We start from the raw sequence: 23,409 nt of genomic DNA, 5'->3' as shown, positions 1-23,409 counted from the left end.
GGCTAGAGACGGGCCGCCAGCGCCATGTCCACGGCCTGCGCGACTTCGGCCAGGGACCCGGCGGCTGGAATGACCGCAAACCGGTCGGGTTGCGCCCGCACGCGCGCCTGATACCCTTCTCGCACGCGCTCGAAAAACGCTTCGCCCTCGGCCTCGATGCGATCGGCCGACCGACCGACGCGCCGCCCGAGAGCGACGCTCACCGGGACATCGAAATAGAGCGTGAGATCAGGCAGAGGGACTGCCAGCAGGTCCGATAGCCCATCGATCAACTCGACCCCGAGGCCGCGACCATAACCCTGGTAGGCATAAGTGGCGTCCTGATAACGGTCACAGACTACGGTCTTGCCGAGCGCAAGCGCCGGCGCGACCACAGCTTTGATGTGCTGAACGCGCGCCGCGAACAACAACAAAAGTTCGGTTTGCGGGTGCACCGAGCCATGCTCCAACAGTATGTTGCGAATGCGCTCCCCGACCTCGGTTCCACCAGGCTCCCGCGTCACGACAACCCCTTGCGGATTACGTTGCTCGTAGAAGTCCGCGACCCGGTCGATCTGTGTCGTTTTGCCGGAGCCGTCGAGCCCCTCAAGGCTTACGAACAGGGGGCCGCCTGGTGCTGTCGATTTCATATTTGCGGATTTCCTGATCCTGTGCTTGTAGAGTATCAGAGAATACATGCCCGCCGCGCCCTGTCGCCACAAAATAGAGCGCGCGCGTCTTGTCCGGATGGAGCGCCGCGTGCAAGGCGCGGGCGCCGCACAAACCGATGGGCGTCGGCGGCAATCCATAATGAAGGTAGGTATTATAAGGGCTTGGGAACGCAAGATCGGCGATCGTGAGCACCCCGTGATAGCGCTTCCCAAGACTGAAGATCACCGTGGGATCTGTCTCGAGCTTCATGCCCAGACGCAGGCGGTTCATAAAGACCCCGGCGATCTTGCGCCGCTCGCCGGCCTTCGCTGTCTCCTTCTGGACGAGTGAGGCTAGGATCAGCGCCTGTTCCGGCGTGTGGATCGGCAGTTGGGGGGCACGCCCTTTCCAATCCTCGCCCAAAAGCGCTTGGAGCCGCTTTTGGGCGCGTATCAGCACAGACGTGGCCGATGCCTCGTACGTGTAGTAGTAGGTGTCAGGGAAGAACGCACCCTCGAGACTGCCTTGCCTATGGAGCGCGGCGCGCACCGCCGCGTGGGATAAACCCTTGACGTCGTTTCGCAAATGGGGGGCTTGCGCCAAGGCCTGCCGAACCTGTTGAAACGTCCAACCGGGCACGAGTGTGAGCGGGTATTCGACGACTTGCCCCGACACCACCATGCGCAGGATTTGAAGGGGGGTGGCTGGGTCCGGAAAACGATAGACGCCGCTTTTCAGGGCTTGACCCTCGTCATTCAGCTCGGCGAGCGCCACAAAGGAATCGGCCGAGTCGATCACTTGGCGCTGTTTGAGCATCTCCGCGAATGCCCGCATGGTGGTCCCCGCGGGCAGGTGAAAAGTCCGGGGCCCCGGATGCAGGGGGCGATCAGCGAGGAAGTACCACCCGCCTACGCACACGCCGCCGAACGCCATGGCGCCTAGGATGGCCCTAAAGAACGACCGCATCCCTGCTTCCTCTCAATGCCGCTTCAATCGTGGCCGTGATGGGGCCCGGTCGACGCGGGCCCTTTCCGAGGTCAAGGACTGGCCGCGCGCCAATCACGGAGTTGCACAAAAACACCTCGTCGGCTTCCATGACCCTGTCTTTCGTGAGTCGATCAAAATGCACATCTATCCCCAGTTCACGGGCGCGCACAATGACACGCTCGCGCATCACCCCCGCTACGCCCGCCTGATCCAAGATCGGCGTTGTGAGAGCGCCCCGCTCGACCACGAAGAGGTTGGTCATGGTCCCTTCTATGACCCAGTCTTGCGTATCGCGCATCAAGCCTTCCCAATAGGGGTCCGCGAACTCCCTTTGCGCGAGGACCTGCTCGAGCCGATTTAAGTGTTTCATTCCTGCGAGCAGCGGTTGTCTCGCAAGCCGTGTCTCACACCAGAAGACCGGCGCCCGCTCCTTGAACCGAGGTCCGGATGGCCACGGCCAGAGGGTCAGGACGCGATCGGTCGGTGCGGCCTCCGGCCGATAACCGCGCCCGACCGCGCCACGGACCAAGACGACTTTTAGGATAGCGAGCCCGACGCCAGCCGCCAAGCCTTCGGCCTCCATCTTGAGCGCAGTGGGATCGATCGGATCCAGCCCCAGGCGTTCGCCCCCTACGGCAAGCCTGCGGCCGTGCTCGGGCCAGAGCAGTAGCCGGCCATCTTGAACGGCCACGGTTTCGAATAGGCCGTCGCCATATTGCAGGCGGCTCGTGACGGAGAGCTCCGCCTCGGCCCATCCATTGATGAGGCTGCGCAGGGGCTTCATGGCACCCGGAAGGGCCTCGCCCCCGTCGATGGCCGGAAAAGCGGGTCTAGACCCCTAGTACGCAGCTGGGGGCCCCTCCCAGGGTGCGCGGATGCCCATCGAAAGAAAAACGGCGCCCTCATGGGGCGCGCTCCCCGCCGGTCGCGCACCCCAAGGTGCGCAAGAGGCCAGCCGCCTTGGCCTCAGTCTCACGCAGTTCGCGTGTCGGGTCGGAGTCCGCTACGATGCCCGCTCCTACCCGGAATCCGATCTCGCGGCCGCGCACGACCAGGGTGCGGATCAGGATATTGAGGTCCATGTCGCCGCGTTCGTTGATGTAGCCGAGACTCCCTGTATAAGCGCCACGACTGCCCTGCTCGCTAAGCCCCAGGATCTCCATGCACCGAATTTTGGGACATCCGGTAATGGAGCCCCCGGGGAACAAGGCCTTGATGACGCCCGATAATGTCACCTCCGTTCGCAGCGTACCCAAGACATCCGAAACGAGATGATGGACGGTCGCATAGCTTTCGATCCGCATGAGATCGGGCACGCGGACGCTGCCCGGGACACAGACCCGACCTAAGTCGTTTCGCTCGAGATCGACGAGCATGAGGTGCTCCGCGCGTTCCTTGGGGTCCAGACGTAGATCCTGCCGCGCGCGTTCATCTTCGAGCGTATCGCGTAACCGCGCCCGCGTGCCGGCAATCGGCTGCGTCATAACCGTGCGCCCGCGGCATCGCAGCAGTCTCTCGGGGGATGCGCTCACGATCAGGGTCTCGCCCAGTCGTGCGATGGCCGAAAACGGCGCGGGGTTATATCGGCGCAGGCTTTCGAAAAGCACCGCCGCGCGCGTCTCGGACGCCAAGCGGCCACGATAGGATCGGGATAAATTGGCCTGGAAGATATCTCCGGCCAGAATGTAGCCGTGGATATCACCTACACCGTCCCTATACGCCTCTGGGGGGTCGTGCTCCACGCGCTCCATAGCCACGCTCGGCCAAGGTCCCGGATCGGGCATGCTACGAAGATCCCCCTCGATCCCCTCGACCACCGAGACATCCCTTCCTGTGATGGTGACGGCACCAGACCGCCAATCCTTGATGATCGCGCCATCGAAGCCCTGGAGCCATGCGAGCGGTAGATCGGCGGGCGCGGTAAGCGCCAGGCGGCTCTCCAAGACCCCTATCAGTTCATAACTCAGATACAGGAAGTGGCCGAAAAGAAACGGTAACCCCGTGTCCGGCAGTTCGCCTGCGTGCGCCTCGGCCGAGCAGGCGTCGAGCGCCGAAAAGAACCGCACGGATTGCGCCTCGTTTGACCCGGTGCGCAGCACGATGGGATCCCGCGGGTGCGCAAATAAGATGTCGAAGCCCCAGCCCGCGTCCCTGCCGCTTGCCAAAAAATGCGGGTAGCGCTCCGGGAAGGCATCATGGACACGCAGAAGGTCATCAATGCCTCGAGGTGCGGGGCGCATCGCCGCCGAACCCTTCACGAGGCTTACCGGAGGCGGCCGAGTACGAGCGTCCCGTTCGTGCCGCCGAATCCGAAGGAATTCGACAGGGCGTGTACGATCGGCATCTCCCGCGCCGTGTGCGGAACATAGTCCAGATCGCAGTCCTCGCTCGGTTGGTCGAGATTGATTGTCGGAGGCGCGACTTGCTCATAAATGGCGAGCACGGTATAGATCGCCTCTATGGCGCCTGCGGCCCCCAAGAGATGGCCCGTCATCGACTTCGTCGAGCTCACCGCGAGCCGCTTCGCATGGTCTGCGAACACGCGCTTGATCGCCATGGTCTCGGCGCGATCGCCAAGTGGCGTGGACGTCCCATGCGCGTTGATGTAAGAAATGTCGGACACGTTGAGTCCCGCGTTGCGCAACGCGTAGCGCATGCATCGCGCGGCCCCGTCCCCATCCTCCGGCGGACTCGTCATGTGATAGGCGTCGCCGCTCATACCGAAACCTAGGAGTTCAGCATAGATGCGCGCGCCACGCGCCTTGGCATGCTCGAGCTCCTCGAGCACCACAATTGCCCCGCCCTCGCTTAAAACGAAGCCGTCACGGTCGCGATCCCAAGGCCGGCTCGCCCGGGCCGGGTCCTCATTGCGCGAACTAAGCGCGCGGGCGTTACCGAACCCCGCCATCGATGTCGGAGTCACCGCAGCCTCGGCGCCTCCCGCGACCATGATGTCGGCGTCCCCATATTCCACTATACGTCCGGCTTCGCCGATCGCATGAGTGGACGTGGTGCAGGCCGTCACAACAGACAGATTGGGACCCTTGAAACCACACAGTATCGATAGATTCCCGGAGATCATGTTAATGATGCTCATGGGAATATAGAACGGTGATATCCGCCGCGCGCCCTTTTCCAGGTATTGCCGCGTCGTCTCCTCGATCGTGTGCACGCCGCCGATCCCGGACCCGATGTAGCATCCTATGCGTTCGGCATTCGCCTCGGTCACGGTTATGCCCGCGTCCTTGATTGCCTCCACCCCGGCTGCCATGCCGAGCTGGATGAAGCGGTCCATCTTGCGAGCCTCTTTCTCCGTCACGACCGAGGTGGGATCGAAGCCCCGAACCTCGCCTGCGATAGTCGAAGGAAAGCCCGTCGCATCGAATTGCGTGATAGAACCGATCCCGCTCTCGCCGGCTTTAATGCGCCGCCAATTTTCAGCGACATTGAGACCAAGAGGCGTGACGGCCCCAAGCCCGGTGATGACGACGCGCCTCTTCTTCAACTGTACCTCCCCGGATATGGCGTGCTACGACGTACGGAGGCCGCCCGGATCAATTCGCGGCGTGCGAGGTGATGTAGTCGACCGCCTGCTTCACGGTCGTAATCTTCTCCGCCTCGTCATCCGAGATCTCGCAATCAAACTCCTCCTCGAGGGCCATGACAAGCTCCACGGTATCGAGCGAATCTGCACCGAGATCGTCCACGAAGGACGCATCGGTCGAGACTTCGCTTTCATTGACACCGAGTTGCTCGACCACGATCTTCTTTACCCGTTCTTCGATGCTGCTCATCTCTCGTTCCTCCAAAAAATCGTTATAAAGCCGTGCGGCCGCATAGTTACCACATCCCCGCCGTCGAAGTCTACCTTAGGCGCCGATCGGCTAATTCATATACATTCCACCGTTTATGTGCAAGGTCGTTCCAGTAATATAGGAGGCCTCCGGGGACGCCAGGAACGCCACAGCATGGGCGATATCTTCCGGTGCGCCCAATCGGCCGAGGGGAATCTGCGCAAGCAGAGCGTCCTTTTGGCCCTGGGTAAGCGCCCGCGTCATGTCCGTATCGATAAATCCCGGCGCGATGGCGTTGACCGTGATGTTGCGACTACCCACCTCGCGCGCCAACGCCCGCCCCAGGCCGATCAGGCCGGCCTTCGCCGCGGCATAATTCGTTTGCCCGGCATTGCCGGTCACGCCGACTACGGAACTGATATTGATGATCCGCCCTTTACGCGCCTTGCTCATGACCCTGAGACAGCCCCGTGTCAACCGAAAAACACCGCTCAAGTTGGTGGCGAGGACCATATCCCAGTCCTCGTCACGCATCCGCATCGCCAGATTGTCGCGCGTGATTGCGCCATTGTTGACGATGATGCTAGGCCATTGCGCGCGCTTATCGAACTCCGCCAGAAGACCATCAATCGATGGCGGACTGGAAAGATCGAGCGCGAACGACCACCCTTGAATGCCGTGGGCGGCAAAATATTCCTCGATACCCGCCAGGCCTTTCTCCGACGCCGCAGTCGCGATGATCCGCGCTCCTTGCGCTGCAAGCCGCAGGGCGCACGCCTTACCTATTCCACGACTCGCCCCCGTCACCAAGGCGATTTCGCCATCGAGTGTCATAATCGCCTGCCCCCCCCTTTTTTTTGCGCGTAGCTAGTTTCCGCCGGTCCCCATGGCCGCGCCGAAATCAGCGGGCTCGCCAATGGCGATGCAGGGGAGATCAACGATGCGCTTGTTCAGACCCGTAAGCACCTTGCCCGGCCCGCACTCGACGACCCGCATGGCCCCCCCCTCCGCCATGCGGCGTATTGTCTCAACCCAGCGCACCGGAGAGAATAGTTGATTCACCAGGGCCTCGCGAATGCGCTCAGGATCCGACCGCAGGGCCGCGTCCACATTGTGGACCACGGGTACGGCAGGGCTCTTGAAAGGAGTGGCCGCGAGCGCCTCGGCGAACTGAGCCGCGGCTTCGCGCATAAGCCCGCAATGCGAGGGAGCGCTAACGGCGAGCACTATGGCTCGCTTGGCTCCCGCGGCTCGCGCCGCCCCGATCGCGCGGTCGACTGCGGCCTTGGTCCCGGCAATGACGATTTGACCCGGAGCATTATAGTTGGCGGCGGCAAGCACCTCCCCCTCCGCGCTGTCGCGGCACAAGCCCTCCACCGCCTCGTCCGCCAGACCCAAAATCGCCGCCATGGCCCCCTCACCTTCTGGCACCGCTGCCTGCATAAGTGCGCCGCGACGTGCCACAAGTCGCACTGCCTCTTTGTAATCCAAGGCCCCGGCGCATACCAAGGCCGCGAATTCTCCCAAACTATGACCCGCCATCCATGCCGGCTGCGCCCCGCCGTTTGCACGCCACGCCTCGTAACAGCCGACATCCGCCGCGAGCAAGGCCGGCTGCGTCACCGCCGTGCGATTCAGCGCCTCCTCAGGTCCTGCTTGACTAAGCGCCCAAAGGTCATAGCCGAGCACTTCCGACGCCTCGCCGAAGGTCTTCTCGATCGACGCGTGATGTGCCGCCAATGCCTTTAACATGCCCACCGACTGCGACCCCTGTCCGGGGAAGACGAAGGCGGTGCCGTTGCTTGCGTCGTTCATGATCTCGTCGATCCTTTCATTAATACCGCAGAAGCACGGAGCCCCATGTAAAGCCGCCGCCGAATGCCTCCATGAGCACTACATCGCCCCGCTGGATACGGCCGTCCCGGACCCCGGTATCGAACGCAAGCGGGATCGATGCCGCAGATGTGTTGCCGTGTCGATCAACGGTCACTATGACTTGATCCATGGACAGCCCTAACCGTTTGGCGGTAGCGGCGATAATACGAATATTGGCTTGGTGAGGAACGAGCCAACGGATATCCGATTGCTTCAGATTGTTGGCGGCCAGGGTCTCGCTGACCAAAGCGTCGAGTGTTGTGACTGCCACGCGGAACACTTCATTGCCGCGCATCGTGATGTGACCGTCCCCGGCGTGCAGTCCCGTCCCGCGGCTCGAGACGCCCCCTGTCGCCGTCAAGAGTTCTTTGTAGGCGCCGTCTGCGTGCAGGTGCGACGAGAGGATGCCCGGTTCGTCGCTTACCCCCACTACGACCGCGCCGGCGCCATCGCCAAAAAGGACGCAGGTCGACCGGTCCTTCCAGTCGACGATGCGCGACATCGTTTCTGCCCCAACCACGAGCGCGCGCTTCGCGCTCCCTGTGTGGATGAACTTTTCCGCGATCCCCAGGGCATACACAAAACCCGTGCAGACGGCCTGGATATCGAAGGCCGCGGGACCATGGATCCCGAGCCGCTCTTGGAGCAAGCACGCCGTTCCCGGAAATATGCGGTCTGGGGTTGTCGTCGCCACGATGACAAGATCGATGTCGGATGCGAGACAACCGGCGGCGTCGAGCGCCTGCCGGGCGGCTTGCTCGGCTAAATCGCAGGTGGTCTCGTGCGCGGCGGCGATACGTCGTTCGCGTATACCTGTGCGCGATACGATCCACTCATCAGACGTATCGACCGTCAGGGCGAGCTCGGCATTGCTCACCACGCGCTCAGGCAGAAAACTGCCGGTACCGAGGATGCGGGCGCTGGTCACGCGAGTCCTCTCTGGGGCGGTGGCTCCATTTCACGGCGGATGCGGTCGGGGATGTTGTGGCGCACCTCGCGCAAGGCCACCTCGAGAGCGTTGCGCAGCGCCACCGCATCAGCGCTTCCGTGACTTTTCACGACAACGCCGTTTAGGCCGACCAGGGTCGCGCCATTGTATCGCTTGGGATCGACACGGCGGGCGAAGGCCTTCAAGACTGGGCGCGCGATAAGCCCCGCCACGCGCGTCAAGGCGTCGCGCCCGAACTCTTCCTTCAGGAAGGCGCGAATCATGCGCGCCAACCCCTCGCTGGTTTTCAAGGCGATATTACCAACAAAACCGTCGCAGACGATGACATCCGCACTCCCGGCATAGATGCCGTCCCCCTCTACATATCCGATATAGTTCAATCCGCTGCGCGCAAGAAGTTGGGCTGCGGCTTTTACCACTTCGTTGCCCTTGATGTCTTCCACGCCGACGTTCAGGAGACCTACGCTCGGTCGCTCCTTGCCATCCACGGCGGTAGCGACGATGGTCCCCATGACCGCGAACTGCCGCAGATGCTCGGCGGTGCACTCGACGTTCGCGCCGAGGTCGAGAAGGTGGACATGTCCTTTCAAGGTCGGGAGCGCGGTTACGATCGCCGGACGGTCGATCCCAGGCAGGGTCTTCAACACGAAGTGCGCAACCGCCATGAGCGCACCGGTATTGCCGGCACTGACACAGGCATCTGCCCGTCCATCGCGCAACAACGTGAGCGCGACCCGCATAGAGGAGTCGCGCTTCGTGCGGAGGGCTTGGGCCGGGGGCTCGTCCATACGCACGACCTCGGTCGCAGGCTCGACATGTAGCCGCTTGTCCGCCACAACCCCCAATCGCCGCAGCTCGTCTTCGATAACGTCGGGCTGCCCCACGAGCGCAATGTGCGCCTCTTCCCGCGCCTTCAGAAAGCTGAGCGCCGCGGAAACCGTCGCGCGCGGGCCATGATCACCCCCCATGGCATCGAGGGCGATAGTGATAGTCACTTATGGCTCCGGGACAGACCTAATCGGGCTTGGTATCGAGGACCTTGCGGCCACGATAATAACCGTCTGCGCTCACATGGTGGCGGCGGTGCGTCTCGCCGCTCGTCGAGTCAACGGACAAGGTGGGGCGGGACAGGGCGTCATGGGAGCGGCGCATGCCGCGCTTGGAGGGGGTTTTGCGACTCTTCTGTACCGCCATTTGTACTTTCCTCAGTTCCTAATTATCGCGCGTTTCGCGCTTCAATAATCCCGCCAGCCCGGCGAAGGGGTGGATTCCGCCTGCAGGCCTCGCGACGGACTCACATCCTTCGGGGTGTCTCGGCGCCATCGGTAGGGCCAATATAAGCTCCTCCTCGATGAGTTCCGCGACATCAAGTGGGCCGCTATGATAGCAGACATCCAGCCCTTTTTCCGCAAGCTCCTGCTCATCAGCCTCTGACCGCGCGAATACGCGCCGCCACTCAGCCCGTGCCTCGAACAAGAACAGGTCTGCGCAGCGCTGGCATATTAAAGGAAGCGACGCCTCGGCGGAACCCACCATCACCGCTCGCCCCTCTTCGTCCCGCCGAAACCCGAAATGGCCGCTGATGGGGCCGGCATGGGCCGCCAAGAACTCCCCCAGGCGCACCAATGGCGCCGGGTCGAGGTCGCCGGCAAACTCCAGACCCTGATCCGCGGACCGCTCCGGGTCCACGGATTTTGGTAAATAAGGCAATTCCATGCGCCATGATATAGAAGGGGGGCTTGGACTGTCAAAATCGCGTGATGAATACTGGCGACCAAAGCTTTACAATACCGCCCCGCCTTAACGCGCACGCTTTCGGGAGTATGGGGTGATCAAGAAGCTATTGGTGGCAAACCGCGGGGAGATCGCGGTACGGATAGTTCGGGCCTGCGCCGAGATGGGCATAGAATCCGTCGCGGTATACACCGATGCCGACCGACACGCCTTACATGTCAAGAAGGCGAGCGAGGCCTATAACCTGGGTCCGGACCCGGTCGGCGGGTATTTGAACGCCCACCGCATCGCAAGCGTCGCTCTGGGGGCGGGTTGCGACGCCGTGCACCCGGGGTACGGATTTTTGTCAGAAAACCCGGAACTGGCCGAGATATGTATACGGCGTGGGCTCATTTTCGTAGGCCCGTCTCCGAATGTCATCCGCCAAATGGGAGACAAGACGCTCGCGCGCGCCGCAGCGATCGCAGCCGGCCTCCCGGTCGTCCCCGGCAGTGATGGCAATGTCGCAAGCCTCGACGAGGCCGTCGAGGCCGCCAAGACCATAGGCTACCCGGTCATGCTCAAGGCGACCTCAGGCGGAGGCGGCCGCGGTATTCGGCGCTGTGACTCCGAAGGCGAACTCCGTCGCCAATACGACCGGGTGGTCTCGGAAACAACCAAGGCCTTCGGCGCAGCGGAGGTCTTCCTGGAGAAGTGCGTCGTCAATCCGCGCCACATCGAGGTCCAAATCCTCGGCGACCGCTTCGGGAATGTCGTGCACCTCTTCGAGCGCGACTGCTCCATACAAAGGCGCCATCAGAAATTGCTTGAGGTCGCGCCCTCGCCACAACTCACCGAGGAAGAGCGCGTCGAGGTCTGCGGTTTGGCCGTGAGGGCTGCCAAGGCGGTCGGCTACGAAAACGCGGGGACGGTCGAATTCCTGTTTGATCAGCAGAAGCGGTTTTATTTCATGGAGATGAACACGCGCCTGCAGGTCGAGCACACAGTGACTGAGCAGATTACGGGCGTGGATATCGTCCAGGAACAGATTCTGATTGCGGCCGGGAACCCGCTATCCTTTGCGCAGAATGAGATCCAAAGACGCGGCTACGCAATGCAGTTCCGCATTAATGCCGAGGATCCAAAAAACGATTTCCTGCCAAATTTCGGCCGCATCACCCGCTACTATTCACCCGGAGGCCCGGGCGTGCGGACCGACGCCGCCATCTACACGGGCTACGAGTTTCCGCCGTACTATGACTCGATGTGCGCGAAGCTGACCATATGGGCGCTGACTTGGGACAAGGCCCTGGCCCGCGCGCGGCGCGCGCTCCTGGACATGGGCGTCTCCGGTGTGAAGACGACCATACCCTATCATCTCGAGATCCTGCAGACCGCGGAATTTCGCAGTGGACGTTTTAATACCGCCTTCGTCGAGGAGCACCCCGAACTTAGTAATTATTCGGTCCGCCGCCCGACATCGCACCTAGCGGCGGCCATCGCCGCCGCGATCGCCGCGCATCATGGTTTATGAGCGCGGGCCTGGCCGCGCCCACAGCGGTCGAGACGCCACAGCAGGCGCCGGGTATAATCCAGCACTCATGAAGACAGGTAGATAATCGTGCCAAAGACACGCGTACAAATCACGGATGTGATCCTGCGGGACGCCCATCAATCCCTGATCGCCACCCGCTTGCGCACGGAGGACATGTTGCCGGCTTGTCCGGACCTCGATGCCATCGGCTATTGGTCGCTCGAGGCCTGGGGGGGCGCCACTTTTGACGCCTGTCTGCGTTACCTGAAAGAAGACCCCTGGGAACGCCTGCGACTGCTGAAGGCCGCCCTGCCCCGCACCCGCATCCAGATGCTGCTGCGCGGTCAGAACCTGCTCGGCTATAGGCATTATTCGGATGACGTGGTCCGTGCGTTCGTGGCCAAAGCGGCGCAAAACGGTGTTGATGTCTTTCGTGTATTCGACGCAATGAATGATGCCCGCAACTTGCGCGTGGCCATCGAAGCGGTACTTGAAGTCGGCAAGCATGCCGAAGGCACTCTTTGCTATACCACGAGCCCGGTCCACAACGTACCGACCTTCGTGGCCATGGCGCGTGAACTGGAGGCCATGGGCTGCCAGACGATCGCCATCAAGGACATGGCCGGACTTTTGACGCCCACCAAGACCACAGCACTCGTCAAGGCCTTGGTGAAGGCCGTCAAGGTTCCTTTGCATTTGCACTCCCATTCGACCTCGGGCCTTGCGGCGATCTGTCAGTGGAAGGCGATTGAAAGCGGTTGTTATCTGATCGATACGGCACTGTCGTCTTTCGGCGACGGGACGAGTCATCCCCCGACCGAAAGTCTGGTCGCCGCGCTGCGCGGTACCCCCTACGACACAGGCCTGGATCTCGAGCGTCTCGAACGGATCAACGCGTATTTCCGCGATGTCCGCAAGCGCTACCACCAATTCGAAAGCGATCATACGGGTGTGGATAGCCGCGTCCATGTCAACCAGGTACCGGGCGGGATGATCTCGAATCTCGCCAACCAATTAAAGGAGCAAGGTGCCCTGGACCGCATGGATGAGGTCCTGCTCGAAATCCCACGCGTGCGTGCCGACCTCGGTTATCCGCCGCTTGTCACACCGACGTCCCAGATCGTGGGCACACAGGCTGTGTTGAACGTCATCACCGGGCAGCGATACAAGAGCATCACAAACGAGGTAAAGCTTTACCTCCAGGGGCGCTATGGCGCACCCCCCGGAACCGTGGACAGTCGGGTTCGGAGAATGGCCATCGGCGGTCAGCCTGTGATCACCCACCGACCTGCCGACGACATCCCGTCCGAGATGGAGAAGTTGCGCGCCGAGATCGGTGGTCTCGCCAAGAGCGAAGAGGATGTCCTGACCTATGCGATGTTCCCAGAGGTCGGCCGCCAGTTCCTCGAGGAACGCGCTGCCGGGACCCTGCAGCCCGAGGAACTTTTGCCGCCGCCTGAGGCGCAGTCGGCCCCCTGCTACCTTGCGCCCACCGATTTCAATGTCACCATGCATGGCGAGACCTACAACATCAAGATCCGTGGCGCGGGCCACAAGAGCGAGGACCGCAGGCCCTTCTACGTCTATGTCGACGGAATGCCGGAGGAGATCATGGTCGAGACCATGGGCATCGTGCCGACCGAGGGGGGGAGTAGCGATTTTCGTGAGCCGATGACGGCGACCGAGACGGCCGCCAGGGTATCGCACGCGCGCCCGAAGGCGCATAAGGCGGGAGATGTCACGAGCGCCATGCCAGGCACCGTCGTCGATGTCTTGGTCACCGTAGGCCAGGTCTTGAAGGCCGGAGACCCCGTGCTCGTCATCGAGGCCATGAAAATGGAAAACGAGGTACCGGCGCCAGTACAGGGCACGGTCAAGGCGATCCATGTCAAGAAAGGTGATAGCGTAAATCCCAACGAAGCGCTCGTCGAGATCGGCTAGACCGTGGCTGTCCCGCAGCGTCTGATCCTGGCCTCCGGTTCGCGCTACCGCTACGAGCTTTTGGCGCGCCTCAAGATCTCTTTCGAGGTGATGGTCTCGGACGCCGACGAGACTGCGCGGCCCAATGAAGGTGCGCGGGAATTGACGGAACGACTTGCGATCGCCAAGGCCTGGGCGGTGCGCCCCAAGGCGCCGGATGCCCTCATTATAGGCTCGGACCAGGTCGCCGAATATGATGGCGAGATCGTGGGCAAGCCGGGCGGCTTCGATGAGGCGGCCCGCCAGCTGCGCCGCATCTCTGGCAAAACCGCGCGCCTGTACACAGGTCTTGCGCTCCTGAACGCGAAGACCGGGCGAATTCAATCGGACGTCGCGCTGTTCGAGGTCACGTTTAGGAAGCTCGGCGAGGAACAAATCAACCGCTACCTTCAAAAGGAGCGCCCCTACGACTGCGCTGGGAGCGTGAAATCCGAAGGGCTCGGCGTTGCTTTACTCGAGCGCTTCCAGGGCGATGACCCAAACACCCTGATTGGATTGCCGCTTATCCGCCTCGTGCGCATGCTCGAAGCCGAGGGGCTCGAGGTCCTCTAGACCGGCGCTCGCGCAAGGCGCCCGGCGCATGAGATGGCCGCCCATCCGGGTTCCAAGAACTTAGCTTTGTGCCGCGTGCACGGATAGGGCTTGGTGCATGCGCCCCAAGGCCTCTTCAAGTAGAGCATGGCGGCATCCGAAATTCAGGCGTACGAAGCCCGGCGCCCCAAAGTCCGCGCCATCCGAGAGTCCGACCCCCGCCCCCTCAAAAAATCGCTGGGGATTTTCCACAGCGAGATTACGGGCATCGATCCAGGCGAGGTAGGTCGCCTCCACCGTCGCGACCCCGAGGGTTGGCATCGCGCGTATCGACGCGATCAGGGTCTCGGCATTGCGCCGCAGGTATTCGATCAATGCGCGGCGCCATGGTTCGCCTTCGCGGTAGGCGGCGAGCGCTGCGGCAAAGCCCAACACGTTGATGTCCGGAACGATGCCCTTCATGTGCCCGCGAAAGCGTGCGCGTAACGCCGGGTCCGGGATGACTGCAAAGGAAAAGCCGAGTCCTGGGATGTTGAAGGTCTTGCTCGGGGCCATGAGCGTTATAGTCCGTTGCGCGAACTCGGCGTCCAAGTCAGCGATGGAGCGATGACGCCGAGACGCATCAAGCACCAGTCCGGCGTGGATCTCGTCGGCACAGAGAATGAGGTCATGGCGTTCGCAGAAACGCGCCAAGCGCTCCAGTTCTTCGACCTCATACACGCGCCCGACAGGGTTGTGCGGATTACACAGTAAAAAAAGGCGGGTGTCCCGGGTGACGGATGCCTCGAGGACGTCCCAATCGATGGTGTAGCGATCGCCGACAAGCCGTAGCGGCGCGACCACAAGCCGTCGCGCGGCGAGACCCGGCGCACCGAGGAACGGTGGGTAAACGGGCGTGAGCGTAAGCACGGCATCGCCCGGTCCACCTGTCGCCCGGCAGGCAAGATTGAGTCCCGCCACAAGACCCGGCAACCACACGATCCAGTCCGGGCGCAACATCCAGCCATTGTGGTCCGCGACATAGCCTAGGATCGCGTCTAGAAGCCCTCGGGGCGCATTGCCATAACCGAATACGCCGTGTGCCACCCGCTCCTGTAAGGCGCGGATGATCGCGGGGGGTGACGCGAAGTCCATATCGGCTACCCACAGCGGCAGGATATCCCGGTCCCGGTAGCGATCCCATTTGACACTATCGGTGTTACGCCGCTCGATCACGGTATCGAATTCAATCACACCTACTCCCTCGTCGGCATCGAGGCCGGCCATTGAAAGCGAAGTCTCGGTGCGATTCTGGCACAACACTTCGCCCCGGTCGCGGCCTGCCTGCGCTCGCGGTAGAGATAGAGGCCCTGCGTCACTCCTGCCGGTCCACCCGCTTGCGCAAATGACGGCACCCGTTCGAATACGCTCAACCATTGCCCCTCATTCCTTGAGCCGGATCATGCGGGCCTCACTTCGGAGTACAGTGCCCTCTTCTTTGAACGCGTGCCCAGGCGGCGTATGCCGAGCCGGACAATAGGACGAAAAAATATGGGCCTCTCCGACGGGCACATCGCTTGCTGGAATCATGGCGTGGGGCTTGCTCTGGCGAACTATGGGCCACCAAGCGCCTTGAACGCAGCCGCAGCCTGCGTGGAGCTCGGCCTCTATTCCCCGAATCGCGATCTCGTCGCCGATCGATCATCCCCAAGCGGCCGCTCTCTGCCTGCTACAGGGGCCCAAGCCATCCTGATCTCACCCATCGGGGATCCACTGTTCGGTCGCCTCTCGCCCTGGCGCGGTCGGCGCCGCGCACCACGCACCGCGATTCCTGACCGTTGCAAACGCACGGATAAGCACCACGGCGCTGGGTGATTATGGCAATCCACTTTTTAGGATGAAAGGAGAACACGTGGCAGACACAGTGCTGACTTCATGCTCGAAAGGCTGCGTGCGTGGGGTATACGGCGCCTCTACGGTTATCCCGGCGACGGAATAAACGGCCTTTTCGGCGCCATGGGTCGCGCAGGAAGCGCCGTGGATCAAGGGGGCTGTAGATGTCTCGGTATTGTGCGCGCCCCCTGAATGAGGAGCGGGAGGAACTCGTGCTTCACGGACACGACGAGCGCAGGGCGTGGTTCAGGCGCCGCCACAGAAACGACCGGCCGGGCCTTTTTGTGGCGGTGGGGCAGGTGGCACCGATGTCGCAAGCCAGATCTCCGATCTGACAGGCCGCCATGCCCTGTGGGGCACTTATGAGCCGCTACCGACAGGGATCTAGCGCCCCATGCCCCGCCATGACCCGCGGGCTACACTGATGGTGGCGACCCTTGTGTGCCTCACCCATGGAGACGGAACCCGATGCCTTCCCATCCGGAGAATCAGCCGAACACCGTCAAGCTCGACCGCGCCGACCTGAAGAAGACGCGCGAACGCGTCACTATATCGGCAGGCGTGGTGCACGAAGTCATTCGCGAAGAGGGCGAGCAGGAGTTGCAGCGCTCAACCGAGGCCTTGGCTTGGTCAGGGCTTGCCGCCGGCCTCTCCATGGGGTTTTCCATGCTCGCGCAAGGCATAATCCTGAACGGCCTTGCACCGAGCCCGTCGCGCAAACTTATCGCGGGTTTCGGCTATACCTTGGGATTCGTCATCGTGGTCCTCGGACGCCAACAGCTTTTCACCGAAAACACCTTGACCCCAATACTTCCGCTTATGCAGGAAATGACGTGGCGCAAGTTTGCGCGCGTCATGAAGCTCTGGGCAACCGTGCTTGCCACCAACCTGATAGGAACCCTGCTGTTCGCCTGGGCCATCGCTGACACCTCGCTTTTTGGCGCTGGCATGCAACACACGCTCACCGATCTCGGACGTCACGCGATCCGGCCGTTCGCGCCCATGGTGCTGGGCGCAGTGTTCGCCGGCTGGCTCGTCGCCCTGATGGTGTGGTTATTGCCGGCCGCCGAGACGGCGCGCGTCATCATTATCATCCTCCTCACCTATGTCATAAGCATCGCCGGCTTCCCGCACCTCATTGCCGGGTCTGTGGAGGCCTTTTACCTTGTCCTGCGGGGAGTGATCTCCTGGCAGGAGTATTTCACGCGCTTCATGATCCCAACCTTTATCGGGAATGTGAGCGGAGGTGTCATCCTGGTCGCGGCCTTGAATCATGCGCAAGCGACCGCGGGCGCGCCGCCCCCGGAGGCCTGAGCTTGGGCACCCTGACCCAAGACGGCTAGGGCTTCCATCCCTAAGCCGGATCAAGGCGGCCACCAGGATCGATACGATAGGCACGGGTCGCCGGACCGGGGCCAGACGCTCGGACGGGCCTGCCGGCGCGGCGCGCGAACACGGGGTTGCGTTAAGCCATCCGGGATCAAGCCGAGCGGTCCCACGCCACCTGCCTCCATTCACGTAGGAGAATTTATGCCAAATACACAGGATGTCGTCGTCATAACAGGTGCGAGCGCCGGACATGGCCGTGCCGTAGCGCGTAGTTTTGCGCGCGAAGGGGCCAAGATCGGCTTACTCGCGCGGGGCCGGGAAGGGCTGGAGGCCGCCGGGCGCGAGGTGGAATCTTTGGGCGGTCAGGCGTTTATCGTGCCGACTGACGTCTCAGACCCGGAACAGGTCGAGGCCGCCGCGCAAGCGGTCGAGGCAGAGTTCGGACCGATCACAGTGTGGGTGAATAACGCCATGGTCTCAGTCTTTTCGCCCGTCAAGAAATTACGCCCCGAGGAGGTGGCGCGGGTCACGGGGGTCACCTACCTCGGGTACGTCTATGGGACCATGGCCGCCCTGCGCCGCATGCTGCCTCGCGACCGTGGCGTCATCATCCAGGTCGGCTCGGCGCTTGCCTACCGGGGCATCCCGCTCCAAGCCGCATATTGCGGCGCCAAACACGCCATTCAGGGGTTTACTGAATCCCTGCGCACAGAGCTCCTCCACGACAAGAGCCGCGTACGTGTCACCCTGGTCCAGATGCCAGCCATGAATACAACACAATTCACTTGGTCCAAGAACAACATGGCCCATAATCCTCAACCCGTTCCACCGATTTACGAACCGGAAGTCGCGGCGCGCGCCGTGGTATGGGCGGCGCGCCACGACCGGCGCGAGATCGATGTTGGCGCCTCCACCGTCGCGGCAATCATCGCCAACAAGCTCGCCCCCGGGATCCTCGACCATTATCTGGCGCGCCAAGGTTACAGTGCCCAGCAGGCGCCGGAGCTCGCCGATCCCGAACGCCCCAACAACCTTTGGGAACCGGTTCCGGGGGATCACGGGGTCCATGGACCGTTTTCCGCGCGCTCCACGCGCCATAGCCCGCAGGTGTGGACGACGCTGCACCGCGGCACGATCGCCGCGATCACGGGGCTTACGCTCGCCGCTCTGGCGGCCGGCCTCTGGGGCGGTCGGCGCGCAGCCCGAGCGCTTCCCGCCCCGAGCCGTCCCCTCGCGAGCGCGGATGGGCTCCGCCTTCGTGAATTGCCGGCCGCGTGATCGGAAGCAGAAAAATGAGCGTCCTTGCGTCTATGTGCTGGCAAAGCGTAAGGATTCGGTTAAAATGGCGCGCGCGATGCCTGTCATAAGGTTGTCATGAATGCCCCTTAGGCTTCATGGCGATCAAACAACCCTAGAGGCAGCTATGTTGAAAAACTCGAGCAGGAACCCCGTAAAAGCCGCGATAGGGGGGACGGTACTCGCCCTGACCCTGGCCGGGGTCATGAGCTCTCCGACGGCGTCGGCGCGCACGCTCAACATAACGGAAACCGGCTCCACCCTTCTTTATCCGCTCTTTAACCTCTGGGTGCCCGCTTACACCCACAGCCATCCAGGCGTGCGCATCAACACGCAAGGGACCGGGAGCGGCACCGGCATCTCGGAGGCCGTGTCCGGCGTCGCCCAGATCGGGGCGTCAGACGCTTACATGAGCAACATGCAGATGAAGCAGAATCCGGCGATTCTGAACATCCCCCTGGCCATCTCCGCGCAGACCGTCAACTACAACATCCCAGGCCTAAACGGCATTCATCTTAAACTGAGCGGGCCCGTGCTGGCCGGGATCTACGACGGCCATATCCGCTACTGGAACGCGCCGGCCATCGCGCAGCTGAACCCCGGCGTGCGTCTGCCGCATCATCTCATCACGCCGATCCATAGAACGGACGGCAGTGGCGACACCTTCATATTCAGCCAGTATCTGTCCTTCTCGACGCCATACTGGAACTCGCACGCGGGTTACGGCACTACGATCAGCTGGCCCGCGGTACCGGGTGGTTTGGGTGCACTTGGTAACCCGGGCATGGTGCAAGCTTCGGCGCAGACGCCCTACTCCATCGCCTACATCGGCGTGAGCTTCACGAAGGAAGTGAAGCGCGCGCATCTTGGTACGGCGATGCTCAAAAACCGCGCCGGACGCTTCCTGCTTCCAACCAAGAAGACCGTAGCGGATGCAGCGGCGCAACTCGTCAAGAAGACGCCGGTCGACGAGCGCATAAGCCTCGTGTTCGCGCCGGGTGCGGGGTCTTACCCGATCATCAACTATGAGTACGCGATCGTGAACGACCACCAGGCGAATGCCGACATGGCCCAGGCCCTGCGCACCTTCCTGTCGTGGGCAGTCGATACCCATGAAGGAAACGCGCGCCGCTTCCTGCGTCAGGTGCGATTCATTGCCTTGCCTGCGCGCATCTCCGCGCTCAGCCGCAAGCAGATCGCGAAGATCCATTAACGAGAGCAAAAGGCCGGGGCCCCAAAAAGGCCCCGGCCCTTTTCTGAGAGCGCTATGAAGCTTCGGCCATTCCGGATCGTCCTCGTACTCGTCACAAGCCTCATACCACTCGCTCTGCTGGCTATTCTCGTGTTCCTGGCCCGCTATTCATGGCCGGCCCTGACATTCAATGGCTGGCATTTTCTCACCGGCCATACCTGGAATCTGGGCAATCTCTATGCTGATCCTGTGGAGCAGCGTGGGGTGCTCGCGCCCGTAGGCGCGAATTACGGGATTCTCGTATTCATCGTAGGCACTCTGTTGACGTCGGCCATCGCGCTTATTATCGCCATCCCCATAAGTCTCGGGGTGGCGGTGTTCCTAGCCGAGGGGCTGCGTAGCCGTCTCAGGACCCCCTTGTCGTTCGTAGTCGAGATGCTCGCCGCGGTACCGAGCGTAGTGTACGGACTCTGGGGCTATGCCGTGCTTACGCCCCTTGTGGCACACACTCTAGGGCCCGGCCTGCGCTCGGTGCTGGGCTTCATTCCTTTCTTCTCTGGAGCGGTCGGGAGCGGCTATGGTCTGCTCGCCGCCTCCATTGTGCTTGCGCTCATGGTGGTGCCTATCATTGCGGCGACCGTGCGCGATGCCTTGGCGCAGGTCCCGTCGGAAACGAAAGAGGCCGCCTATGCCCTGGGCGCCACCCACTTCGAAGTGGTGCGACGCGCCATGTTACCCGCGGTTCGCGGCAACATTATCGGGGCCTGCATCCTGGGTCTCGGCCGTGCATTGGGCGAGACCATGGCGGTCCTTATGGTGAGTGGCGGGGCCTTGAATTACTTTCCCGGGAACATCTATAGCCCGGTCACGACCATGGCCTCGTTCATCGTGTCGCAGCTCGATAGCGCGATGCAGGATCCCACCGGGATGGCGGTGCGGTCGCTCGCCGAGATTGCGCTCATACTATTCATCATCTCGGTCCTCACCAATATCATAGCGCGCCTACTCACTGGAACTTCCCGCAATGCCTCAGCCGTTTAACATCTCGCGCATCACACGCCGTAAATGGTTCTCGGGATTAGGCTGGGGGTTGGCTGCGGCCTCGTTCGTGCTCGTGGCGACCCCGCTGCTCGACATTCTCTTTACGGTCGTTCGTAAGGGTATGTCCGCCTTGTCGTTTGCGCTCTTTACGCAGGTCACGAATGGCATTTCCGGCGGACTGCTCAATGCCATTACGGGCACGCTCGTGCTGGTCTCGGGAGCACTCGTATTCGCAGCCCCGGTGGGAATCCTTGCGGGCATCTATCTCTCGGAGTTCGGCCGGGGCCGGTTCGGGCGCGCGGTCCGCTTCCTGGACGATGTCCTGGCCGGCGTGCCGTCCATCGTTCTGGGTTACTTCAGTTATGTGACGCTTGTCATAGGGTTGGGCTGGCAGTTCTCGGTGCTTGCCGGGTCTTTGACACTTGCGATCATGGTCGTCCCTTACATTGCGCGCTTCACCGAGATCTCTTTCATGCAGGTGCCAGGCGGCCTGCGCGAGGCGGGCTACGCCTTGGGTCTACGTGAGCTTACTGTGATTACGCGCCTTGCCCTGCCGCTTGCCTTGCCCGGCATATTGACGGGTGTTCTATTCGCCATCGCCATAGCCCTCGGCGAGACCGCGCCTTTGATCTACACCGCCGGCTGGTCGAATTTCCTCTGGAACGGGAAACTCATCCACGAGCCGATCGGCTATCTCACCTATGTTATTTGGAGCTTCATCAATCAGCCGTATCGTTCGGCGCACGCCCTGGCCTTCGCCGCCGCCTTTCTCGTGATCCTCATGGTGCTTATCATTAACGTGGGCCTGAATGCAGCCCTGCGCCGCGCGCGCCCTGCTCGAACGGGTCTGCGCTAAGAAACGAGGACGGTAGTCCGCGGGGCGCATCGCGGCTCCTACCCTTGGCCTTATGTTTGCGTATAAAAGGGGGCTGTGACCGTACGAGCCCGCACATAGGTGCCGCCCCGACCCTCAAAAAGCGTGAGATGGGCCTGCCTATACGTAACGCGCCCATCGGTTTAGAAAGCACTCAGGCTTGCGATGTCCCGATGGCGAAAGGCTCTTACGCGATCTTTTCAGAGATATCGGCCGATATGGTCGGCTCAAGCGCGGGGCGCCCGAAATAGAACCCCTGCCCCCAATCGATGCCATGGTCGCGCGCGATGTTGGCGAGTTCTTCATCCTCTATGCCTTCGGCTATGGTGAGGATGTTGAGGTCTTGGGCTATGGCTTTGATGCCTTTCAGGATGGAACGTGCGCGATCGCTCGTGCGGGCCGTCTTCAAGAGCGCCATCTCGACCTTCAGGAAGGACACCGGGAGCGAGGTAAGGTATAGGAACGAGGAATAACCGCTGCCGAAGTCGTCGATAGCCAGTCGCACGCCAATATCGAGCAGCGGTTGCAGGGCCTGCAAGGCCGCCGCCGGATCGCGCAGCAGTTCGCGCTCGGTGATCTCGACTACCAGCGGATTGCGGCTTCCGGTGAGATCCCCCAGGATATCGCATCCGGTAAAAGCGCAGGCGATCTGCTCAAGCAGGTCTCGTTCCTGCAGGAGTGCGGCCGAGACGTTGATGAATCGCAGACGCCTATCCCCCCGACGGGCCTGCTCGCGGCACCGGTCCAGCGTCTGCTCTATGAGGCGCTCGTCGATCCGGCTCGCAAGCCTGAGATCGGTGGCAGCATTCATGAACGCATCGGCGCCCAGGATCTGGCCCCCAGGCAGAACGATGCGCGCCAAACCCTCTTCGGCGACTGGGTGACCTGTGCGCAAATCGATGATCGGTTGGTAAGCGGGGTGAACACGATGCTCGCCCAAGGCCGATTCCACCTCGGCGCCAAGGCGGCAGAGCCCGTTCTTATTGTGTTGGGCGGCGACCACCGCCCCCCGCCCGCCGCTCTTGGCCTCCTGGAGGGCCGAGGTCGCCTGACTGATGGCGTCCCGCAGGTTATGTGCGCTCTCCGGAAAGGCCGCAAGCCCCGCGGTCATAGTCGTGCGCAGCGTCCCGGTACCGACATCGAAGCGGCGTCCAGCAACGGATGCCACGACTGTGTGCGCCAAGGAGACGGCCTCGTCACAGGTCATCCCGGGTACGAACGCCAGGAATTCATCGCTTCCGAATCGTGCCAGACGGGCGTTTTCCGGTAAGGCTGTCGCGATCTGTCGTTTGACGCAGATCAGGAGGTCGTCGCAGGCCTCGGTTCCATGCCGGTCATTCAGTATCCGAAAGCCATCAATGTCAAAGAGGATGAGGTTGTAGGGGAGTTCGTTGTCGGCGGCCACGATGCGTTCCAGCGTTCGCAGGAAGGTGGCGCGTGGGGCCTGGAGTGTCCGCGGGGGCTCGGCGCTTGCCGTCGACTTGCGGCGTCGCGTCGCGCGCCACTGCCCTATGGCGATCGCCGCGCCCATGAGGACCACCCCCCCCTGAATTGCGGCTACGCGCCAGAACGCGACTTTAGCGCCGAACCATCCGGTGAGAAGAGGGCTTAAGAGTGTGCTGGGGCCCGGGATCCCCGACAGGCCCATCCCTAAGCGCGCAAGCAGCGCAAACCCAATCCCCGCGAGCACACACGCCGTCCCGAAACGCGCCGGAGTCATGGCGTGAAGGGCCTTGGCCGGCAACTGCGCATGCCGCGCCACGTCGGCGCCGCCCCGCTCTACCCGTTTTCCACTCTGTGTCATGCCGTTGC

At 62.3% G+C, this 23,409-nt stretch carries 24 protein-coding genes; 10 read left to right on the top strand and 14 right to left on the bottom strand.

Annotation, left to right across the window (positions count from 1 at the left end):
* Window positions 1-2 precede the first annotated feature (2 nt).
* From tmk to ACYCTF_RS04135, 12 genes are all read right to left on the bottom strand, one after another.
* The gene (tmk, locus tag ACYCTF_RS04190; RefSeq protein WP_461282751.1) at window positions 3-629 is read right to left on the bottom strand and encodes a dTMP kinase; all 627 of its coding nucleotides are present in this window, start codon (window positions 627-629) and stop codon (window positions 3-5) included.
* Window positions 586-1,596, bottom strand: coding sequence for an endolytic transglycosylase MltG (gene mltG / locus ACYCTF_RS04185; protein ID WP_461282750.1), 1,011 nt, complete (start codon window positions 1,594-1,596; stop codon window positions 586-588). Before mltG ends, tmk begins: the two co-directional genes overlap by 44 nt.
* Window positions 1,580-2,401, bottom strand: a complete 822-nt coding sequence (pabC, locus tag ACYCTF_RS04180; RefSeq protein WP_461282749.1) for an aminodeoxychorismate lyase — start codon at window positions 2,399-2,401, stop codon at window positions 1,580-1,582. The genes mltG and pabC overlap by 17 nt, the downstream gene beginning before the upstream one ends.
* Window positions 2,402-2,519: 118 nt before the next feature.
* Entirely contained in the window at window positions 2,520-3,857 is a 1,338-nt protein-coding gene (locus tag ACYCTF_RS04175; protein ID WP_461282748.1) for a chorismate-binding protein, read from the bottom strand.
* A gap of 23 nt (window positions 3,858-3,880) precedes the next feature.
* Complete coding sequence (gene fabF / locus ACYCTF_RS04170; protein ID WP_461282747.1) at window positions 3,881-5,122, bottom strand: beta-ketoacyl-ACP synthase II; 1,242 nt, start codon at window positions 5,120-5,122, stop codon at window positions 3,881-3,883.
* Between the two features lie 49 nt (window positions 5,123-5,171).
* The gene (acpP, locus tag ACYCTF_RS04165) at window positions 5,172-5,411 is read right to left on the bottom strand and encodes an acyl carrier protein (RefSeq protein ID WP_461282746.1); all 240 of its coding nucleotides are present in this window, start codon (window positions 5,409-5,411) and stop codon (window positions 5,172-5,174) included.
* Between the two features lie 90 nt (window positions 5,412-5,501).
* Entirely contained in the window at window positions 5,502-6,245 is a 744-nt protein-coding gene (gene fabG, locus ACYCTF_RS04160) for a 3-oxoacyl-ACP reductase FabG (protein ID WP_461282745.1), read from the bottom strand.
* A gap of 33 nt (window positions 6,246-6,278) precedes the next feature.
* Window positions 6,279-7,226, bottom strand: coding sequence for an ACP S-malonyltransferase (gene fabD, locus ACYCTF_RS04155; protein WP_461282744.1), 948 nt, complete (start codon window positions 7,224-7,226; stop codon window positions 6,279-6,281).
* Window positions 7,227-7,245: 19 nt separating this feature from the next.
* Entirely contained in the window at window positions 7,246-8,214 is a 969-nt protein-coding gene (locus tag ACYCTF_RS04150) for a beta-ketoacyl-ACP synthase III (protein ID WP_461282743.1), read from the bottom strand.
* Entirely contained in the window at window positions 8,211-9,230 is a 1,020-nt protein-coding gene (gene plsX, locus ACYCTF_RS04145; RefSeq protein ID WP_461282742.1) for a phosphate acyltransferase PlsX, read from the bottom strand. The genes ACYCTF_RS04150 and plsX overlap by 4 nt, the downstream gene beginning before the upstream one ends.
* 19 nt (window positions 9,231-9,249) lie before the next feature.
* Complete coding sequence (rpmF, locus tag ACYCTF_RS04140) at window positions 9,250-9,429, bottom strand: 50S ribosomal protein L32 (RefSeq protein WP_461282741.1); 180 nt, start codon at window positions 9,427-9,429, stop codon at window positions 9,250-9,252.
* Between the two features lie 18 nt (window positions 9,430-9,447).
* Window positions 9,448-9,951 carry a YceD family protein gene (locus tag ACYCTF_RS04135; RefSeq protein ID WP_461282740.1) on the bottom strand — a complete coding sequence of 168 codons (504 nt, stop codon included), beginning with the start codon at window positions 9,949-9,951 and terminating at the stop codon, window positions 9,448-9,450.
* A 112-nt stretch (window positions 9,952-10,063) separates the two neighbouring features.
* Here ACYCTF_RS04135 and ACYCTF_RS04130 point away from each other — a divergent pair, with 112 nt between their 5' ends.
* The 3 genes from ACYCTF_RS04130 (at window position 10,064) to ACYCTF_RS04120 (ending at window position 14,014) form a co-directional block, all read left to right on the top strand.
* Window positions 10,064-11,482: an acetyl-CoA carboxylase biotin carboxylase subunit gene (locus ACYCTF_RS04130; protein WP_461282739.1), complete on the top strand. Its 1,419-nt coding sequence runs from the start codon at window positions 10,064-10,066 to the stop codon at window positions 11,480-11,482.
* Between the two features lie 87 nt (window positions 11,483-11,569).
* Window positions 11,570-13,423, top strand: a complete 1,854-nt coding sequence (oadA, locus tag ACYCTF_RS04125) for a sodium-extruding oxaloacetate decarboxylase subunit alpha (protein ID WP_461282738.1) — start codon at window positions 11,570-11,572, stop codon at window positions 13,421-13,423.
* 3 nt (window positions 13,424-13,426) lie between these two features.
* A complete protein-coding gene (locus tag ACYCTF_RS04120; RefSeq protein WP_461282737.1) occupies window positions 13,427-14,014 on the top strand; it encodes a Maf family protein in 588 nt (195 codons plus the stop codon).
* Between the two features lie 60 nt (window positions 14,015-14,074).
* Here the strand turns inward: ACYCTF_RS04120 and ACYCTF_RS04115 are convergent, their stop codons facing one another.
* Window positions 14,075-15,226, bottom strand: coding sequence for a MalY/PatB family protein (locus tag ACYCTF_RS04115; RefSeq protein ID WP_461282736.1), 1,152 nt, complete (start codon window positions 15,224-15,226; stop codon window positions 14,075-14,077).
* A gap of 297 nt (window positions 15,227-15,523) precedes the next feature.
* Here ACYCTF_RS04115 and ACYCTF_RS04110 point away from each other — a divergent pair, with 297 nt between their 5' ends.
* The 7 genes from ACYCTF_RS04110 to pstA all read left to right on the top strand — a co-directional run bounded on the left by ACYCTF_RS04110 (window position 15,524) and on the right by pstA (window position 21,579).
* Window positions 15,524-15,847 (top strand): hypothetical protein, encoded by a 324-nt coding sequence (locus ACYCTF_RS04110; protein WP_461282735.1) that lies wholly within the window; start codon window positions 15,524-15,526, stop codon window positions 15,845-15,847.
* 182 nt (window positions 15,848-16,029) lie between these two features.
* Window positions 16,030-16,200, top strand: a complete 171-nt coding sequence (locus ACYCTF_RS04105) for a hypothetical protein (protein ID WP_461284569.1) — start codon at window positions 16,030-16,032, stop codon at window positions 16,198-16,200.
* A 133-nt stretch (window positions 16,201-16,333) separates the two neighbouring features.
* Window positions 16,334-17,179 carry a formate/nitrite transporter family protein gene (locus ACYCTF_RS04100; RefSeq protein ID WP_461282734.1) on the top strand — a complete coding sequence of 282 codons (846 nt, stop codon included), beginning with the start codon at window positions 16,334-16,336 and terminating at the stop codon, window positions 17,177-17,179.
* A gap of 216 nt (window positions 17,180-17,395) precedes the next feature.
* Window positions 17,396-18,472: an SDR family oxidoreductase gene (locus tag ACYCTF_RS04095; RefSeq protein ID WP_461282733.1), complete on the top strand. Its 1,077-nt coding sequence runs from the start codon at window positions 17,396-17,398 to the stop codon at window positions 18,470-18,472.
* 100 nt (window positions 18,473-18,572) lie between these two features.
* Window positions 18,573-19,703: a phosphate ABC transporter substrate-binding protein PstS gene (gene pstS / locus ACYCTF_RS04090; protein WP_461282732.1), complete on the top strand. Its 1,131-nt coding sequence runs from the start codon at window positions 18,573-18,575 to the stop codon at window positions 19,701-19,703.
* Window positions 19,704-19,757: 54 nt separating this feature from the next.
* Window positions 19,758-20,723 carry a phosphate ABC transporter permease subunit PstC gene (pstC, locus tag ACYCTF_RS04085; protein ID WP_461282731.1) on the top strand — a complete coding sequence of 322 codons (966 nt, stop codon included), beginning with the start codon at window positions 19,758-19,760 and terminating at the stop codon, window positions 20,721-20,723.
* A complete protein-coding gene (gene pstA, locus ACYCTF_RS04080) occupies window positions 20,707-21,579 on the top strand; it encodes a phosphate ABC transporter permease PstA (protein WP_461282730.1) in 873 nt (290 codons plus the stop codon). The genes pstC and pstA overlap by 17 nt, the downstream gene beginning before the upstream one ends.
* A 205-nt stretch (window positions 21,580-21,784) precedes the next feature.
* Here pstA and ACYCTF_RS04075 read toward each other — a convergent pair whose 3' ends face one another.
* Window positions 21,785-23,401 carry an EAL domain-containing protein gene (locus tag ACYCTF_RS04075; RefSeq protein ID WP_461282729.1) on the bottom strand — a complete coding sequence of 539 codons (1,617 nt, stop codon included), beginning with the start codon at window positions 23,399-23,401 and terminating at the stop codon, window positions 21,785-21,787.
* Between the last annotated feature and the right edge of the window lie 8 nt (window positions 23,402-23,409).

Source organism: Acidiferrobacter sp., from assembly GCF_054609335.1.
This window is presented reverse-complemented; position numbering and strand designations above follow the sequence as displayed.

Coding starts and splice junctions, on each gene's coding strand:
- ACYCTF_RS04100 (WP_461282734.1), top strand. CDS start 16,334: ATGCCTTCCCATCCGGAGAATCAGCCGAACACCGTCAAGCTCGACCGC.
- ACYCTF_RS04135 (WP_461282740.1), bottom strand. CDS start 9,951: ATGGAATTGCCTTATTTACCAAAATCCGTGGACCCGGAGCGGTCCGCG.
- fabG (WP_461282745.1), bottom strand. CDS start 6,245: ATGACACTCGATGGCGAAATCGCCTTGGTGACGGGGGCGAGTCGTGGA.
- rpmF (WP_461282741.1), bottom strand. CDS start 9,429: ATGGCGGTACAGAAGAGTCGCAAAACCCCCTCCAAGCGCGGCATGCGC.
- pstS (WP_461282732.1), top strand. CDS start 18,573: ATGCCCCTTAGGCTTCATGGCGATCAAACAACCCTAGAGGCAGCTATG.
- fabD (WP_461282744.1), bottom strand. CDS start 7,226: ATGAACGACGCAAGCAACGGCACCGCCTTCGTCTTCCCCGGACAGGGG.
- tmk (WP_461282751.1), bottom strand. CDS start 629: ATGAAATCGACAGCACCAGGCGGCCCCCTGTTCGTAAGCCTTGAGGGG.
- pabC (WP_461282749.1), bottom strand. CDS start 2,401: ATGAAGCCCCTGCGCAGCCTCATCAATGGATGGGCCGAGGCGGAGCTC.
- acpP (WP_461282746.1), bottom strand. CDS start 5,411: ATGAGCAGCATCGAAGAACGGGTAAAGAAGATCGTGGTCGAGCAACTC.
- ACYCTF_RS04105 (WP_461284569.1), top strand. CDS start 16,030: ATGTCTCGGTATTGTGCGCGCCCCCTGAATGAGGAGCGGGAGGAACTC.
- ACYCTF_RS04175 (WP_461282748.1), bottom strand. CDS start 3,857: ATGCGCCCCGCACCTCGAGGCATTGATGACCTTCTGCGTGTCCATGAT.
- pstC (WP_461282731.1), top strand. CDS start 19,758: ATGAAGCTTCGGCCATTCCGGATCGTCCTCGTACTCGTCACAAGCCTC.
- ACYCTF_RS04095 (WP_461282733.1), top strand. CDS start 17,396: ATGCCAAATACACAGGATGTCGTCGTCATAACAGGTGCGAGCGCCGGA.
- ACYCTF_RS04075 (WP_461282729.1), bottom strand. CDS start 23,401: ATGACACAGAGTGGAAAACGGGTAGAGCGGGGCGGCGCCGACGTGGCG.
- mltG (WP_461282750.1), bottom strand. CDS start 1,596: ATGCGGTCGTTCTTTAGGGCCATCCTAGGCGCCATGGCGTTCGGCGGC.
- ACYCTF_RS04110 (WP_461282735.1), top strand. CDS start 15,524: ATGGGCCTCTCCGACGGGCACATCGCTTGCTGGAATCATGGCGTGGGG.
- pstA (WP_461282730.1), top strand. CDS start 20,707: ATGCCTCAGCCGTTTAACATCTCGCGCATCACACGCCGTAAATGGTTC.